The sequence below is a fragment of the Bacillus sp. FSL K6-3312 genome, from assembly GCF_038007485.1.
Classification (GTDB): domain Bacteria; phylum Bacillota; class Bacilli; order Bacillales; family Bacillaceae; genus Bacillus; species Bacillus pumilus.
On the sequence record NZ_JBBOXI010000001.1, the window covers coordinates 2988802 to 3005350 of the forward strand.

The following is a 16549-nucleotide window of genomic DNA, read 5'->3' on the forward strand; positions in this document are numbered from 1 at the left end:
AAGGTTTTCTATCACGCTGAATTGATTTTATTCTTCTATTTGAGTATCAGCGATCTCTTTTTTTCTTGGTTGTTTGATTTCATTCGTTAGTTCCTGAATGCTTTGCTTCACATTGCCTTTGCCGGAAAAGTTCTCAATAATTTCTTTGACGTCAATTCCAGAGGATGCTTTCAGGCTTTCTTGCAGACTGGACATGAGGTTTGTAGCATAGCCAGTGACTTTATTGGCACCGCTACCTTCTCCGTTACCTCCCGTATCCACAACCGTAATTTTATCAATGTTAGAAAGTGGTGCAGAGACTTGCTTCGCATATTCAGGAAGCATTTTCACAATCATATCAAGGATTGCTGCCTGACCATACTGTTCGAATGCTTCAGCGATTTTCTCTTTCGCTTCCGCTTCCGCAAGTCCTTTCAGTCTAATGACTTCTGCTTCTGTTTCCCCTTTCGCACGATCAGCTTCCGCTTTGGCAAGCCCGTCAATTCGGACTTTCTCAGCTTCTGCTTTTGCCATTGCTTCAATGCTGTATTTCTTGGCATCTGCTTCAGCGAGGCGTTTCGCTTTTTCCGCCGCAGCTGACTGCTCAACCGCATAACGATCCGCATCCGCTTTCTTTTTCACTTCAGAATCGTATTGACGCTCACGACGCTGGATCTCTTTTTCTTCTAATTCAATTTGCTTCTGACGTTCAATGATTTTCACTTGCATTTCTTGTTCAGTTACGTGCTGACGGTTACGTGCTGTTTCAAGATCGTACGCTTGGTCGGCACTTGCTTTTGCTGTATCTTGTTCACGTCTGAATTCTGCTCTTTTCAGTTCATTGATCTTTTCTGCTTCAGCGATTTCAGTGGCACGCTCAAGCTCAGATTTCTTCGCATCTTTATCTGCTTCTGCACGTTTGATACGTGTTTCTTTATCTGCTTCTGCTGTTGCGATATCTGCATCGCGTTTCACTTGGGCAATTCTAGGTTTACCTAGTGATTCTAAATAGCCATTTTTATCACGGACATCTTTGATGGTAAACGATACAATGACAAGACCCATTTTCGCTAGATCTTGAGAAGCGACACGCTGTACTTCTTGAGAAAATTTCTCTCTGTTTTTATAAATCTCTTCAACTGTCATTGACCCTAAAATGGAGCGAAGGTGTCCTTCTAAAACTTCTCTCGCTTCGTTTTCGCGGTCTTCTTTTGTTTTACCTAAAAATTGCTCTGCAGCAGTAGCAATTTCTTCAATCGATCCGCCGATTTTAATGATGGCTGTTCCGTCCGCCATGACTGGAACACCTTGTTCAGTATAGACTTCAGGTGTTGAAACATCTAGCTTGCTAGATAGTAAGCTGAGCGGCTCTGCTTGTTGAAAAACAGGGAGTACAAAGGTACCTCCGCCTCTTACAATCTTAATCTTGTTTCCACCTTCATCCACGTGGACATTTTTACTTCCTAGGTAACTTCCTGTGACGATTAACGCTTCATCTGGACCTGCAGTCCGGTATTTCGAAACAAATACACCAATAAGTGCAATCAGAATCACAAGCACAATTCCAATGATAATCAAAATGGTTGTTCCTGGCATAGCATTCCCTCCTAGATTTCTTCATTTGGTATAACTGATAAGACGCCTTTGTTCACTTCGACGACCAGTACCTGAGTTCCATATGGAATCTCCTCTTCGTCGAAACTGACGGCAGGCTTTGAGATTTTCCCGCTATTACTAATTAACAGCACTTCTCCAAACCCGTCTTTTGGAACAGATACAATGATCTCCCCAGTTCTTCCTTTTAAGTCGGCCTCCGTATATGAAAGAGATTCTTCAGCAGAGGAAAGCGGGACTAAGACAAATACATTCAAACAGGTCACAAGAACCACTGCGAGGATGGCAGATAAGACTGCGCCAAGTCCACTCCCTACAATTGCTGTTTTTTCAGAGATAAACCCTCCAGCCGAGAAAAAGGTAAGAAATGCGAGAATTAATGTTGGTTGAAGGAATGGAACAGGAATCGCTTCAAACAATCCATCAAATACATCGCCGAAAAAGACGAAAACAAGTGTCAGGATTCCTGATATCATCAATATGTATAAATACAGCGTCTGAAGTGGCAGCCCGAACACATCCATCTTCCTCACCCTTTCTTCATGAAATGAACAGCCTTTGTTTCATTTAGACCATGCTCACCTCCAATGTATTCCTTCTAACAGGTAATACGAACCACTTTTGTAAAGGTTTCAAATTTACTCACAATTCTTCACAGGAATTCGCCGATAGCTAAAGAATGATTGTCATGTACCAGTATGTTAAAATTTGATCTTGAGGTGATGAAAATGAGTTTATTACATGATGCAAGACAAGAATTGTGGCAAGAGCTACAAGGTTTGAACGAAGAACAATTGAATCAAAAATTATCTGATGATACTTGGAGTATTCAAGAGGTGGCAGATCATTTAAAGAAGATGGACCTCGTGGCAGCAACACATCTAGCTGCTGAGGGAAAAAAAGCACCGATCAAAGAATATGAGCCAAAGCCGGTGGAAATGGCAGAGGATCGTTCTAGAAAAGCGACTGCGCCTAGTATTGTTGAGCCTGAGCGCAAGCATGTGACACCTACACATTTAAAAGATGAGCTCGATACAGCACGTGAGCAGCTCAATCAAATTTTATCAACATTTACTGAGGATGATTTCAAGCGCGTCATTGCACACCCTGTGTTTGAAGAGTTATCCCTTAAGCAATATCTTGATTTTATCGGCGCACACGAAAAACGCCATATCCATCAAATCAAAGAAATTAAAGAACAGCTCTAAGACATAAAAAAGACTCCCTTTTGGGAGCCTTTTCAGCGTGTAGACAAACCCTCGCATTCGGTGTTAGTCCTGCGTGCTGGTGCTCACGAATGTCAAATTCGCTCCGCTCCAGTACTCGTCCTTCCTAGACTTCAAAGGTTTTCTATCACGCTAAAAAGAAGACAAAGGGCTAAAATAAAGATCATTTTAGCCCTTTGTCAACAATGAAAAAAGACTCCCTTTTGGGAGCCTTTTTTCATTGTTACACTGTTTTAGGTGTTAGATCAAAACAGCGAGCATAAATCCAGTTGTACGCTTTTTCGTTTAGATCTCTTGGGTTTCCAATTGTTTGCGGATCTTTCATTGCTTCTTTAGATAAGCGGTCAATCATATCTTTTGATACACCTTGTTCTTCTAATGAAGGAACTTCTAGGTCTTCCACTAAATCATACATCCAGTTCACTGCTGCTTTTGCGGCTTCCTCTGTTGACATTCGGCTAATATCAATTCCAAATGCTTGCGCAATACGAGCAAATTTTTCGGGATACCCTTTCCAGTTATACTCCATCACCGGTCCCATCATTGCTGCGACACACTGACCGTGCGCTACAGGAATAATGCCTCCGAGTGTTTGACTCATCGCATGTGCAGCTCCAGCTGATTCGCTTCCATAAGAAAGTCCGGCAAGCATTGCAGCTTGTGCCATTCCATATCTGGCTTCTAAGTCCTCACCATCGGCAAAGGCACGGCGAATATAATGAGCTGCATATTCAATGGCCATGAGCGCGACCGCATCTGTAATAGGCTGAGCAAATTTCATTGTATAGCATTCAATGGCGTGTGCAAGTGCATCAATTCCAGTCATTGCTGTCACATGAGGCGGCATGGATACATGAAGCTCTGGATCAATGACTGTGAGGTGAGCTGCAATGAGCGGGCCACCTGTGTTGAATTTGAATTCTCTTTCTTCATCTGTAATCACTGCCCACTGCGTTACTTCTGAACCTGTACCAGCCGTTGTTGGAATAGTGGTTAAAGGTGGAATTCTCTTTTCAAGCGGTTTTTTTCCCTCTGCCGCTTCGTAATCAAGGACTGAGCCTTCATGCGTCGCTTCTACACCGATCGCCTTCGCTGTATCCATTGAGCTTCCGCCGCCTACTGCAACTAATCCATTACAGCCTTCTTTTTCATATAACGCAGAGCCTTCATTCACTAACCGGACTGGCGGGTTTGGCTCTACTTTATCAAATAGCACCACATCGATTTGTGCTTCTTTTAATGAAGCAATCACTGGATCTACCACGCCCGCCAGGTAAATACCTGGGTCTGTTACAAGTAATACCTTTGAGACACCGTATGCTTTTACTTCTTCCCCAACATGTTTCACTGCACCGATGCCATGTTTGATGACAGTCGGAATTTCAAATGTATGGAATTTCTGCATGCTTTCAATTTTCATATTTAATGTCATATAGAATCTCCTCCAAATGTGTGATTTTTATTGAAACCAACGAATCGCTTCAGGTTTTGTATTACGATATACATGCTTCAGCTCCGTATATTCCTCGAGCCCAGTGCGCCCTAATTCACGTCCTAGACCTGATTGCTTATATCCACCCCAAGGTGCTTGAGCGAAATAAGGATGGAAATCATTGATCCAAACTGTGCCTAATCTTAATTGACGAGCGACTCTTTCGGCCTTGCTGATATCAGAAGACCACACGGCTCCTGCTAATCCATAAATCGTATCGTTTGCCAGCTCAATCACTTCTTCCTCTGTACGGAAGGATTCAACTGTCAATACTGGGCCAAAGACTTCTTCCTGGACAATCCGCATCTCTGACGTGCAGCCTGAGAAAATCGTTGGCAAGTAGAAGAACCCATTTGAAAGCTCATCTGCGTCAGGTCTTTTTCCGCCTGTTTCTAATTTGGCGCCTTCATCTAACCCAATGCTGACGTATTTTTCTACTTTTTCTCGATGCTCAGCTGAGATGAGCGGGCCGCTTTGGGTTTCTTCATCAAAGCCGTTGCCTAGCTTGATTTTTTTCGTACGCTTCACCAGTTCTTCTAGAAATTCATCATGAATGGATTCTTCCACTAGCAAACGTGAACCTGCTGAACACACTTGCCCTGAATGGAAAAACACAGCATTCATTGCCTGGTCAACCGCTACGTCTAAATCAGCATCTTGAAACACAATATTCGGATTTTTCCCGCCGAGCTCAAGGGCGATTTTCTTCACATTCCCACTGGCTCCCTGCATGATTTTCTTGCCTGTTTCAATACCGCCTGTAAATGAAATCAAATCTACTTGATCATTCACAGCAAGCTCATCACCAACCGTTGCACCTGGCCCAAGGACTAGGTTCGCAACCCCTGCTGGAATGCCTGCTTCTTCAATGAGTTTGAATACTTTGATCGTGGTGAGTGGTGTAATTTCACTTGGCTTTAATACGATTGTATTCCCCGCCGCTAGAGCAGGAGCGATTTTCCAGCTCGCTTGAAGCAATGGATAGTTCCAAGGAGTAATTTGCCCGCATACACCGACAGGCTCTCTGACTAATTCACTTTTTGAGTTCGGGATCGGCGATGCAATGATTTCCCCACCATCTTTGTCGGCAAGCCCTGCATAATATTGGAACACGTCCGCAATATCGTCCATATCAGCTTTGCTTTCCTCTACTGTTTTACCAGTATCAAGCGATTCCAATTTGGCTAGTTCATCAAGATCACGTCTAATTAATTCAGCAATCTTAAACACCATATTTCCTCTTTCAAGTCCAGGCAAGTTTGCCCAGTCACCTTGATCGAAGGCTTTTCTCGCTGCCTTAATGGCGAGCTGCGCGTCATTTCTTGATCCTTCACTGACTGTCGCGATCACTTCTTGATTAAATGGATTGATGATATCCCGCGTGTCGCCACTTTTGGCGCCAACCCATTGTCCATCTATAAATAGTGTTTGACTCATAGAAGGAACCTCCTCTGATTCTTTTCAATAAATTTGTTAAATAAAAATTTAACGTTTTGAACATAATTAACGTATCATGTTCAAATTTTTCTGTCAAAGGGAGATATGCTTCATTTTCTTTTGACATTTTGCATTCTTTCGTTAACATATAGTCCATAAAGATTTTTTTGAACGTATTGAATTCTCTAAATAGAAAGCAGGGACAAGATGAAAAAGCAGGAGCAGTCACAAGCAGAGGATCGTATTCTAGCTGCTAAAGATCTAGTCATTGATTCCATAGCTGAAACGATGGATCTCTATGGAATTACACGAAGTGCTGGTATTCTCTATGGGACCATGTATTTAAATGAAGAAATGACGCTGGATGAAATGCGTGAAGAGCTGCAAATGAGCAAGCCAAGTATGAGTACAGGTGTGAAAAAACTGCAAGACATGAATATTGTCAAAAAGACCTTTCACCGAGGACGAAGAAAACACAGCTTTGTTGCTGAAAAAGACTTTTTTAAGTTTTTCATGAACTTCTTTCCACAAAAGTGGGAACGAGAGGTCGAGGTCAATTTAGCGGCGATAGAAGAAGCGCAAGTGCGGCTTCAAGAGGTGGCTCGTGATGATCAGTTGGAGGAACATGTAAGAGAGGAAGCGCAGCAACTGATTGAGCAGCTTGAAAGTTCAAAAGCCTACTATGACTGGCTGAGACGTTTAGCAGACTCTGTTCATTCAGGGGAAATCTTTGACTATATCCCGATTGATCAGAAAGATAAATAGACGATGTGTGTGCGTTTTAAAGCTTGAATTTTACAGGAGGATTGATTATAATAAATTATGTCGTAACACATCGGGGCATTAGCTCAGCTGGGAGAGCGCTACGCTGGCAGCGTAGAGGTCAGCGGTTCGATCCCGCTATGCTCCATAAAGAAAAACCATTCTTGAGAAATCAAGGATGGTTTTTTTATGTATTTATTTCTTACAGCTCTGTTTGTTCTTTGTTTTTTCTTAACCTTAATATCTTTATGATGCGGTACGCGATCACAGAGACATAAGCCGTGATGAGAATGCTTGTGTAAGACACAGGATAATCACTCGTCATTCCGTGATAAAAGAAATAGATGAGCAGCACTGACAGCATGATGACTTGGAACAGTTCCTTTTTCATTTCACTCTCCCCTTATGATAGTGATTCGGTCGATTATATCACAAATGATGTCATTTTTTGTTAGCTATCAGCAAGGGGAAATCCATTCACCTGCTGATAGCACTTTATGAATGATCACTTTTTCAGCAATCGTTCGATTTTGTTCTTCGTCTTCGGACCGTATATCCCATCTGCCGCTAGACCATTCATAAGCTGGAACCGCTTGACCGCATTCGCTGTTTTTGATCCATAATAGCCATCAATCCCGTTGTTTTTTGCCCCTTTGTCTGGGTAAAAATAGAGAGAAGATAATGCTTTTTGCACGGCAGTGACTTGTGGTCCTTTTGTTAAGGGCTTGGTTATTTTTAAGATGCCCGATGGCAAGATATCTAACTTTTTAGATGTACTTGATTTAGATTTTATCGAGCCATTTGCTAATAATTTTCCAACTGACTTTGTCTTAATTGGCTTTTCAGAAACTTTATTTGATATAAATGACACCAAGAAAGGTCTTTTACCCGCTTGAAGCTGCGTTAAAGTCAAACTGCCCATCATTTCAAGGTGCGGGTAGTCCTTAAAACTCTTCCAGTCTCCACCCCACGAAAACCCTAGTGATTTCCCAATTTGCGCTACTCGACGCCATTTCTCGTTAACCGTCCAAAGCGCTTTTTTCCCATCCGCACTTAATAGAACGTAATCAATCGCTAAACCATAGTTGTGATTTGATTGACCACCCTTACCATTGGTGACAATCTTCCCAGGAGCGGTACGACCTTGAGCGTAAAGCTTATTTTGTTCTGCAAACGAACGGTAACCAGAAGTAATTTGTACATAGATACCTTCTTTGTATGCTTGCTTAATCATTTCAATTGCAGTTTCTTTTACAACACTGTGAATGCCGGCACCCATATTTCTAACCGAACGGTCTATAAGAGTTTGCAATCCAATTTTTTCAGCCATGTTCTTTGTTCTCCTTTGATTAGTGTATTGAGCCTTAAAAAAAGCCCCTGCTAAGGGACTTAGAAATTTGTATTTTTTTCTTCTGCTTTTGGTTTTAATAAAGATGTTAATTTTTTGATTGTATTATATGGGGAAGTAATGAACCAACTGACTGCCGCAAAAAGATTGGAGCCTAGACAGCTCACAATGATAAATGCTAATGCGAAATAAAAAACAAGTTGAGTATCTCCGCTCCATTCATTCATGAATTCAGTCTTTCTTAAGATAAACACAAAAACAGGATGGAACAAGAAAATTCCTAGTGAATAATCCCCCCACTTTGTTAGAATACTCTTCTTACTATTTACTGCGATAAGAACAAGCAAACATATCCAAGCTGACAAGAGATAATGAAGGAGCATTTTCATTAAATAACTTTCATCATGAGCCAAAAATCGTTTTATTCCAAAGCTGCCACGAAACAGCCATTCTAAGTTTGGTGTGTACTCAATCAATAAAATTGTTAATGATCCCGTCACTATGAGTAACACCTTTGCCATTGAGGGTTTTATAATCTTATAAACAGCATTCAAGCTTTCCTTTGTCATAAAAAAGCCAGCAAAAAAGAAGGGTGCAAATGAAATTGTCCTTTGATAACTAAGTGTGTAAGATGTAAAATTCGGATAAACCTCTTTCACTGTATTTACGATCACACCTGTGTACTGGCGTGAAATAAAACAGACAATGAATATAATAATAAAGATACTTAATTTCCCTATTAAACTTAGTCTTAACTTTGATAACCCCCAAGCTAGTGCATACCAAAAGAGCATACTTACGATATACCACAAATGAAATTGCGGCTTACCATAATGAAACGATAGGGTTTTATATTCTCCTATAAAATAAAGAAACCAGTCAAAAAACGACTGAAATATAATGTATAAAAGAAATAGATTAATCATTTTACTTACTTTCATTCTTTTAGCTAAATACCCACTGATAAAAATAAAAAGTGGCATATGAAAAGCGTAAATAAACACAAAAAGCTGATAATAATTCTGTTTATTGAGTTCTATTAAGTGTCCGAAAACAACTAGAAAAATCAACAAGCCCTTTATATTACTTAATTTTAAATCTTTTTCTAACAACTGGCTTCCCTCCAACTCCAATTTTAGGATATATGAAGAAGGAAGCCAGCGCAACTATACATTTATTTTGTTAGCCCTCTTTGTTTCAGGGTATCTTTTTGTAATTGACCTTTGTAGGTCACATAATTGTTTTTAAACCAAGCGATAATGGCTGTCACCATCGTAAAAATGGTGGAACCTGCTACATATAGTGCCTCACCAGCGGTTTGTACTTGCTCCTCACTAATCGGCAGCACCGTCTGTCCAAACATGACAAGCGTTTGATTGATGAGCGCAATAAAAAGAAGCAATGTGCGAATCACAGTGCCTTTGTCGAATGTCTTCATGATTTTTCCTCCTATTTTAAATTCCGTTCAATTTTGTCGAGTTTGTCGATCACAACGTCATATTTCTCACTAAACTTTGCTAACACATCATTTTGCGCCTCGATTTGTGCATTAAGCTTGTTTTCTCGTTCCTTTGTTGTGTTGAGAACATAGAACAGAACCCAGCAAAAGAGAACGGCAAAAGGACCTTGTGTCATTAAGTTTTGGACGACATCTACTTCCATTGGAATCACCTTCTTCCCGAAATAAATTACCCGCATTGCACCAATTTGTCCGTTTCGGATCTGGATTGTAACTTACTTTTTACCATCTTAATTGAGATAAGGTAACGTAAGCTGTTCCAATAGTGATGGTTCTGCCAGTATTTTTGGGAGTAATATAAAATGTTAACTTATCTCCTGCTTTAAATTTTTGTTGAAGGAACATCACATAGACACTGGATGAAATAACTGGATTCCAATTTCCAAAGCGTTGATATTCTGATCCATTCACGTAGCATGAGATAATACTATCTGATCCAACCGGAATATTCGTACTTGTCAAATAAAGTCTTATTAAATATAAGCCGCTATTTTTCAAAGTAATTTCAGACCGTGAACGATCATATTCGCCCAAATCATCTGATCTTGTATCTCCAAAAAGGAGTTTTGTTGGAATATTTTCAGATGCTACAGTTGAAGAATTATTCTGATCATACGAATCAACAAAAGAAGTATTTGACATATCCTCCACTGTTAATATCCGTTTCCAGCCTCTGAAAATCCCATCTGTATGAGTCGTTCCGTACCAATGACTATTATCATAGCTTCGACTCACATGAAATGTTTTGCGATTATTTCCCGTTTCTATAATATCTACATTAAACCAAGAAGCATCGGTCGTTGATGGCATATTCACTGCGTTCGTTCCAGAGACATAATAAAAGCCAGATGGCAGCGTTAATATATCTGTACCAGTAGGGATAAGCATTCTATTTCCATTCGCCTTCAATAACGGATGCTCGTTCAACCTCTTCCATCCGCTCCATTCTTGCTGAGTACCGGTAACATCTGTCGTGGATCGATTGATGTACACATCACCTGTATTATTTGCCCCAATAATCCAGCCATAGGTATTTTCACTAAAGACTGATAAAGCTCTCATAGAACTTCTTGTCGGCAAATCAGGATGTGCTTCGTGGATATACCAAGAATGCACGCCCGGTAATTTAATGAGTTTATCCAAAATACTAGGATCGTTTGCATTAATTCTTTCGTATGCTCTTCCATCGTCAGCGGTAATTTTAGATAGTTGTCCTGCGTCCCATTTGTTTTTTTCGTTTTGACTAGGTATTTGCAGCCAATTGATCGCAATGTCATTCACATGATAGGAAAAACAAAATGCATTGCCTGATGTGTCAATCGCGATTCCTACGCCAATATTATTTTGACCCACAAGCTGAAAGCCTCTTAATGCAGCATTACCTATAGCAGGAGAATCGACTACTCCAGAACCACCTGGGGCATAGAAAGAGCAGGCACCTAACGATTTAATTCCGTTATAAATACTGCCGCCAGCTGGAATATTGACCAACTGGGATCCGTTATCATTCGTCATTTTATATAACTGAGATTGATTCCATTTCTTCTTTTCTGTTTCAGATGCGTGTACTCTCGAATCATTTGTATGTTTCAAGAACTGCTCTATTAATCCATGATCATTTTCAAGAAGTACTTTGACCATGTCATTAAACAAATCAGCATGTGCTTTATCATTTACTTCAAAAGGTTTTGGTTCTTTTATTTCCATTCAGTTTTCACTCCCTTGCTTTGATGCTTGGTTCCATTTCTTGTAGCTGCTCTAGAGTGAGCATCCTTTGCTCATATCCTGTTTTTAAATCTTCCATTGAACAATCGCCTAGTTCCACCGCTTGTTTGACCAATTCAGGGGTCACCCATTTAAAATACAACGCCATCACCCAATAATTCATGATTCACGCTCTCCTTTATATAAAAGGATCTCATTTTTTAGCGCTTTTATTTCGTTTGTTAAATGATCACATTGATGTTCAAGCTGTTTTCTCATGAGTTTTTCTTTGGCTACTTCTTGTGCTAGATAATCTAGCGGAAGAGGTGGTTGATACCTTGGATTGATTTGAGATTCCTTCCACCATTCTTTCAATTCTTTTGCCGTTGGCTTTGGCACATCTAAATGCCACTCGTTGATATACGAACCGTCTCCGTCATTTCTAAGTTCAAAGTCCTTTTGCGGGTCCGCATCGGGGTATTTATACTTAATGGCTTCATATAAAATCATAGAATCCTCCTATACTCTCGGGAAATTTCTGCCTCCTACTTCTGTAATGTCAAAATAGTTGTACCAGCCTGAATTATCTGATACATAACGACTAACATCTCCGTCATATCCTGCATACATGTAAATTTCTAAATAATCCCCTTTATTAGCAGGTACGTTCGCAGCACCATAAAGTCCCATACTAAAGCTCAACACATCAGATGGGCTTGTCGGACTCTGTCTTTGATGTGCAATATTTTTATATCTTCTTCCATTTAAATAGATCGATAATTCAAAGTTTGCGTATCGTTGAAAGGTTTCAATATAAACACCTGCATTCACTGAATACATTCCGTTTTCAGGGCAGATGAAGCGATTATTTTTAATATCAAAATTGTTATGACTGTCTTTTATCTTTCGATTAAAAAGGATTTTTTGATACTCACCTTTGGTTAATAACTGTTTTCCAGTTGTACCTATATTGGCATGACAGAATCCAGAAAGCTTATGCCAGTCGGTCCAACCCGATCCAGTCCACCAATGACGGCACCATGTACCCGTGCTATCAAAATAATTGCCCGCTTCGTTTCCAGTCCCATAGTAAAATTGAACAAATCGAAAATTACTATATTTTTCATTTTTCACAAAGCCAAATCTCGTAGGATATCCGGTATCATTCGCTTGTCCAATATCCATGAACGTAATGCCATCTGGATATTCCTCACCGCTGACTGATGCATCTTGAATGGCTTGATCGCCTGTTAGTTTAAATAAGCTTTCATTTTTGATTCCTTCTATTTGTAGCCTGAGCGCATTGTCATTCTCTACTAGAGTGTCGACCATCCGGTTAAATAAGTTGGCATGTGCTTTGTCAGAGGTTTCAAACGGTAAAGGTGATTTGATGTCCATTTCATTCCCCTCCATTAATAAATATCATCAATCTCAAAAACAAATTCGATGTCGCCGTCTTTTTGTTTGTCTGTCATGGTGCGGATGGCGGTGAATTTGCCGACTTCGTCGACAAGTGCTAGTTCGTTGATGACTTCTCCTGCAAGTTCTCCTTCGGCGATCGTGCAGGTGTAGCGGATTTTTGCTGGTTCCATGAATGTAAACGAATCAATCTCTTTTTGGACGAGTTCTTTTTTGAGTTTTTGTTCAGTGCCGTCTAGTGAGATCGGTTTTCCATCCTTCGTCCCGCCATTTCCAAATGCCATTTTGACGACTTTTGTGAGTTTTGTTCCTTCTGCTCTTGCCTTTGCCATTTGTTGACGTGCATATAGTGTTGTTACGGTTAATTGATCAGCCATTGTGATCCTCCTTATAGCTCTATTTTTTGAGAAGTAGCTGCTAGCATTTTTGATCCGTCCAGCGGAACAGATCCGTCGAGAATCCAGTAATGATCCTTAATTAGTAAGCTGCCGCCCTGTTCAGTTTGGACATGTACTGGCAATCGGAACGTCATTTTCTTTTTGGTTTGATGTGACAGCTGGTTGTTTGTGCGTAATGTCAGTGCCGCTTTTTGCCTTGTTTCATGTACCGGTCCAGTCATGACATAATTCATGCGATATGTGGTTTCTAACTTGTGCTGAAGCGGCATTCTCATCTTCAACGAATGCCGAAAACGAGCAGGTACATCGGTTGTCCCTCGAGTTCCGCTAAGATAAAACGACCCATTTAATAAAAATTCACCATTGAGTAAAATTGGGATATGATCGAAAAAACCCACTCTGCTTCGCAGTGTGAGCCTCCCGTGATGATCATTTTTTTCATGTACATCGGTATGATGAAATGCAGTGAACGTATAAGCCAAATGAGCCGGCTTTAACGTTTCAAGTATTTCTACAATATATCTAGTGTTTTGCAGATCATCTAGGTTCACACGTAAGGCGAAATGGTAGCGATTGGTGGTCAGACGGATGATGGCACTTGGATTTTTGAGAAAACGATTCACCGATTTCTCTAAAGAAAGATACGTGATCGGTGGAATGTTTGACATCATATTGAGTAAGCGTGCTCTGCGAAGTTCAATGGAATCATCTGATTCTCGCTGCACCTTCAGCATTCTTTCCCACCTATTCAATCCCCATGTCGCTGTCAAAGGGAAGAACTGATCCGTTAAATCGAAAATGGATTCATCCAATTGCTCAAACTCTGGCGCTTCTGTTTTGAGCAGGTGATCGACTTCATAAATCTCTGTAAAATATGGCGGCAAGTAGTTTTTCATTTCATCCTGTTTGCTCAATAACCTTCACCTGCCTCAGACGCGGTATCTCAATGTCCTGTAACACTAAGTTTTTTGACTCCCCATTCAATAACACGTTTGCATAATCTGATACACTTTCTGAATGGTACAGAATGTCATTTAATGCGGACATTCGAATGGTACTCTTTTCAAATGCGATTGATTTCAACAGCGCTTTGACCTTTTCTTCTATTTCTTTCTGCGCTCCTTCAAGGGTCCAGTCCATTTGAAGTTCGACGGCTACTTCTATGTCAATATTCAGCCATTTGGCGCTTTCGACGGTCGCTTTTGAACCGATAGGCGCTTGTCCTTCTCCTTCGCCTGGCACTGGGTCAATATATTCCTGTACTCTTTTAACAAGCAGATCTGATGCAACATCTAGATTGCCGTCTGTGATGACAATCTTGACCGTCCCTTCTCCGTTCCAAAGCGGGAATACCTTCGCTCTGCCAACCCCTGTCACTTCCTCAGCCCATTTTTTATAATGCGCCTTGTTGGCACTGACAGCCTCCCGCCTAGCACGTATTAAGTAGCGATCATATAACGAAGCGTCATCTTCTTCCTCTTGTCCGGGTATTACCAAATCTTTCATGATAATTGATTCAAGCCCCGGGATTGTATCAAGAGATAGTAGCGGCTGATCTGTTAATTGACCATTGCCGATCCTGCCAGGTGTCTCGCATTCTAGCGTGCCATCGTTCGAATATTTGAAATAGACGTCTTCAATAAAAAACCGTGAGCCAGCTGGGATGTTGATATCCTCCGGCTTAATAGCTGCGGACCAAACCGCTTTAGTCGCTGGTTTTCTTTCAATTCCTACTTCAGCGGCCCGCCGATCTAGAAACTCTCCTTGTGCTGTATCTGCAAAGACCAGCTCGAATACTTGATCAAGCCAAATATAGGACTGGGCCAGTTCAGCAGCAGCAGGTGCCAAGGCATTCCAAATGACGCTGTTTTCTCTTTTATCTATGTCATCTGGCAGTCTGTCTATCATTCTTTCCATTAATGCTTCGTACGTTTGTTCCTCAAACATCGCTCTCCATCACCTCCTCTATTTCTAATGTGCCTTCATCTGTGACAATAGCTAGCTTGACATGAAACGAGTCATTTTCCTTTGTGACCTCTATCTCTTCAATATGATCAATCCGTTCGTCCACAATCAATGCTTCCTCTAGCAGCCTCGGAATCTCCATTTCTTTGTATTCATCCGTGGCTTCTGTATCCGTCAAGAGCTCCTGAATTTCAGTGCCAATGTCGTGGCTGTAAATAGGATGTGCATACCGCTCTGTCCTAAGTGTCATATAAACGAATTGACGAATGGCTTCAATGCCTGAAATGGTTTCGCCTGTCAGTCTGCTAGTTTCAACATCTATTCGATACGTCGTCGAGGTTTCCACCTCTTCGTCTTCTTCTGTTTCCTCAATTTCTTCCTCTGGTGAAAGTGCCACGTTCATCACCTCCCTTACAATTTGTCGATGATGTAGAAGGATTGCCCTCCTGCCATTGCCAGCACCATAATGCTGTCTCCCCTTTTCAGTTCATCATCCTCACCCTTATTAAGGCGCTTTGGCCAAATCAGTAATTCTTCCGGGATGACCAATTTATGGTTTTCATTTAACCGGATGCTTACAGGAGAAACTGCCGTGACTTCTCCAACCACCAGATCAATTGGAGAGGCGGCATCTACAGCATTCACTGCTAATCGTTTAATTGCTTCACTTAACCTCACGCTTGATCACCCTTTGGAATGGAATTTTTCTCAACGACATCTATTGTCATGGTGTGTTTCACTCCACTAAATTCATGTTTGTCTTGATCGATCCAGTAGGTTTTTTTCACGTTGATTTCAGGGATTTTTAAATAGATTGGAAGACCGCTTTGCAGTTCAGGAATGCCAAGTGCTTGGATGCTTTTGACTTCTTGTTTCACGCCTTTTTTCTCTGCCAGCCGTACTTTGGCTCTTTTTTGCAGCTGCGGCTGGTTGATTTGTCCTGTAACCGTCTCAACATGTTGTAAAATACCGTATTTACTCTGACCTGCTTTATCCTGTTCGACCACTACAATCTCTGATTTGCTGCCTTTTTTCTTATTTTTCCCTTGTTCATCTGCAGACGTGCGCAGCTTGACACGAGTGGCTGTCTCTTCAATCGAGGTGCTGTACTGATAGCCAATGAGATTGACACCTGATTCAATGACCCATACGTCCTCTGGATCTGGCCAAGCTCTGATCCCCATCTTTCCTTTAGCAGAATAGATTTGATAGTTTCTGCCGGTTTGCCGCTTTGTTTCTTTTAATGCTTTCAGAATCATGTCATATAGGCTCGTATCGTTTTTAAACACTAGTGATTTTATGACATGACCTGTATTGGCGATGGAGGTCATTGGAATTTGAAAGTCAGCCCCAATCCGTCTCAAGATTTGATCTGCTCTTTGTTTTGAAAAAACATAAACATCTTGGTTTTTCACCAAATATTGAAGCATGTCGTATGCGGTAAAGGTCAGTTTCCCTTCAACAGGCGTCCGAGAAAACACAATGCCTCTGAACAGCTCTTTTCCTTTCCATTTAAAAAGAACCGTGTCCCCTTCTGAGACACGGTAATATGTTTGACTCCCTTGCTTTGTGATAATATTTGCTTGAATAGAGCGAGGGGCTTGATACCTTTGCCCCTGAAGTGTCACACTCTCTGTGACAAGCTCATACATGGTGCCGCTTCTGATGGCAAAAAGCTCGATCAAT

The 16549-nt window shown here is 41.0% G+C and carries 21 protein-coding genes and 1 tRNA gene; 3 read left to right on the forward strand and 19 right to left on the reverse strand.

What is annotated here, in order from left to right:
• Nucleotides 1–27 precede the first annotated feature (27 nt).
• Both MHI11_RS15680 and MHI11_RS15685 read right to left on the reverse strand, forming a co-directional pair.
• Nucleotides 28–1575: a flotillin family protein gene (locus tag MHI11_RS15680; protein WP_003213366.1), complete on the reverse strand. Its 1548-nt coding sequence runs from the start codon at nucleotides 1573–1575 to the stop codon at nucleotides 28–30.
• Between the two features lie 11 nt (nucleotides 1576–1586).
• Nucleotides 1587–2117: a hypothetical protein gene (locus MHI11_RS15685; protein WP_065098973.1), complete on the reverse strand. Its 531-nt coding sequence runs from the start codon at nucleotides 2115–2117 to the stop codon at nucleotides 1587–1589.
• Between the two features lie 204 nt (nucleotides 2118–2321).
• Between MHI11_RS15685 and MHI11_RS15690 the strand changes: the two genes are divergently transcribed.
• Nucleotides 2322–2801 carry a DinB family protein gene (locus MHI11_RS15690; protein ID WP_340961473.1) on the forward strand — a complete coding sequence of 160 codons (480 nt, stop codon included), beginning with the start codon at nucleotides 2322–2324 and terminating at the stop codon, nucleotides 2799–2801.
• Between the two features lie 241 nt (nucleotides 2802–3042).
• Here MHI11_RS15690 and MHI11_RS15695 read toward each other — a convergent pair whose 3' ends face one another.
• Both MHI11_RS15695 and betB read right to left on the reverse strand, forming a co-directional pair.
• Complete coding sequence (locus tag MHI11_RS15695) at nucleotides 3043–4251, reverse strand: iron-containing alcohol dehydrogenase (RefSeq protein ID WP_044140747.1); 1209 nt, start codon at nucleotides 4249–4251, stop codon at nucleotides 3043–3045.
• A gap of 27 nt (nucleotides 4252–4278) precedes the next feature.
• Nucleotides 4279–5748, reverse strand: a complete 1470-nt coding sequence (gene betB, locus MHI11_RS15700; protein WP_340961477.1) for a betaine-aldehyde dehydrogenase — start codon at nucleotides 5746–5748, stop codon at nucleotides 4279–4281.
• 207 nt (nucleotides 5749–5955) lie between these two features.
• Between betB and cudC the strand changes: the two genes are divergently transcribed.
• Both cudC and MHI11_RS15710 read left to right on the forward strand, forming a co-directional pair.
• Nucleotides 5956–6513, forward strand: coding sequence for a choline uptake/conversion transcriptional regulator CudC (cudC, locus tag MHI11_RS15705; RefSeq protein ID WP_340961479.1), 558 nt, complete (start codon nucleotides 5956–5958; stop codon nucleotides 6511–6513).
• 72 nt (nucleotides 6514–6585) lie between these two features.
• Nucleotides 6586–6658: transfer RNA gene (locus tag MHI11_RS15710), tRNA-Ala, on the forward strand.
• 54 nt (nucleotides 6659–6712) lie between these two features.
• On the opposite strand, the gene MHI11_RS15715 is transcribed toward MHI11_RS15710, so the two are convergent.
• The 15 genes from MHI11_RS15715 to MHI11_RS15785 all read right to left on the reverse strand — a co-directional run bounded on the left by MHI11_RS15715 (nucleotide 6713) and on the right by MHI11_RS15785 (nucleotide 16548).
• Complete coding sequence (locus tag MHI11_RS15715) at nucleotides 6713–6901, reverse strand: hypothetical protein (protein WP_340961481.1); 189 nt, start codon at nucleotides 6899–6901, stop codon at nucleotides 6713–6715.
• Nucleotides 6902–7015: 114 nt separating this feature from the next.
• Entirely contained in the window at nucleotides 7016–7840 is an 825-nt protein-coding gene (locus MHI11_RS15720; RefSeq protein ID WP_340961483.1) for a peptidoglycan-binding protein, read from the reverse strand.
• Nucleotides 7841–7899: 59 nt separating this feature from the next.
• Nucleotides 7900–8970 (reverse strand): acyltransferase family protein, encoded by a 1071-nt coding sequence (locus MHI11_RS15725; RefSeq protein WP_340961485.1) that lies wholly within the window; start codon nucleotides 8968–8970, stop codon nucleotides 7900–7902.
• 62 nt (nucleotides 8971–9032) lie between these two features.
• The gene (locus tag MHI11_RS15730) at nucleotides 9033–9296 is read right to left on the reverse strand and encodes a phage holin (RefSeq protein WP_340961487.1); all 264 of its coding nucleotides are present in this window, start codon (nucleotides 9294–9296) and stop codon (nucleotides 9033–9035) included.
• Between the two features lie 11 nt (nucleotides 9297–9307).
• Nucleotides 9308–9520 (reverse strand): BhlA/UviB family holin-like peptide, encoded by a 213-nt coding sequence (locus MHI11_RS15735; protein ID WP_106029229.1) that lies wholly within the window; start codon nucleotides 9518–9520, stop codon nucleotides 9308–9310.
• Between the two features lie 79 nt (nucleotides 9521–9599).
• On the reverse strand, nucleotides 9600–11084 hold the full coding sequence (locus MHI11_RS15740; protein ID WP_340961490.1) for a hypothetical protein: 1485 nt from the start codon (nucleotides 11082–11084) through the stop codon (nucleotides 9600–9602).
• 7 nt (nucleotides 11085–11091) lie between these two features.
• Entirely contained in the window at nucleotides 11092–11265 is a 174-nt protein-coding gene (locus tag MHI11_RS15745) for a hypothetical protein (RefSeq protein ID WP_003212881.1), read from the reverse strand.
• Nucleotides 11262–11591 (reverse strand): XkdW family protein, encoded by a 330-nt coding sequence (locus MHI11_RS15750; RefSeq protein WP_340961492.1) that lies wholly within the window; start codon nucleotides 11589–11591, stop codon nucleotides 11262–11264. The genes MHI11_RS15745 and MHI11_RS15750 overlap by 4 nt, the downstream gene beginning before the upstream one ends.
• A 9-nt stretch (nucleotides 11592–11600) precedes the next feature.
• Entirely contained in the window at nucleotides 11601–12479 is an 879-nt protein-coding gene (locus tag MHI11_RS15755) for a hypothetical protein (RefSeq protein ID WP_340961494.1), read from the reverse strand.
• Between the two features lie 14 nt (nucleotides 12480–12493).
• Nucleotides 12494–12877, reverse strand: coding sequence for a phage tail-collar fiber domain-containing protein (locus tag MHI11_RS15760; RefSeq protein ID WP_044140760.1), 384 nt, complete (start codon nucleotides 12875–12877; stop codon nucleotides 12494–12496).
• 11 nt (nucleotides 12878–12888) lie between these two features.
• The gene (locus MHI11_RS15765) at nucleotides 12889–13812 is read right to left on the reverse strand and encodes a YmfQ family protein (protein ID WP_340961496.1); all 924 of its coding nucleotides are present in this window, start codon (nucleotides 13810–13812) and stop codon (nucleotides 12889–12891) included.
• Nucleotides 13796–14845 (reverse strand): baseplate J/gp47 family protein, encoded by a 1050-nt coding sequence (locus MHI11_RS15770; protein WP_340961498.1) that lies wholly within the window; start codon nucleotides 14843–14845, stop codon nucleotides 13796–13798. The genes MHI11_RS15765 and MHI11_RS15770 overlap by 17 nt, the downstream gene beginning before the upstream one ends.
• Nucleotides 14838–15260 (reverse strand): DUF2634 domain-containing protein, encoded by a 423-nt coding sequence (locus tag MHI11_RS15775; protein ID WP_044140762.1) that lies wholly within the window; start codon nucleotides 15258–15260, stop codon nucleotides 14838–14840. Before MHI11_RS15775 ends, MHI11_RS15770 begins: the two co-directional genes overlap by 8 nt.
• Before the next feature lie 14 nt (nucleotides 15261–15274).
• Complete coding sequence (locus MHI11_RS15780) at nucleotides 15275–15541, reverse strand: DUF2577 family protein (protein WP_034659738.1); 267 nt, start codon at nucleotides 15539–15541, stop codon at nucleotides 15275–15277.
• Complete coding sequence (locus MHI11_RS15785) at nucleotides 15538–16548, reverse strand: XkdQ/YqbQ family protein (RefSeq protein ID WP_111911917.1); 1011 nt, start codon at nucleotides 16546–16548, stop codon at nucleotides 15538–15540. Before MHI11_RS15785 ends, MHI11_RS15780 begins: the two co-directional genes overlap by 4 nt.
• Between the last annotated feature and the right edge of the window lies 1 nt (nucleotide 16549).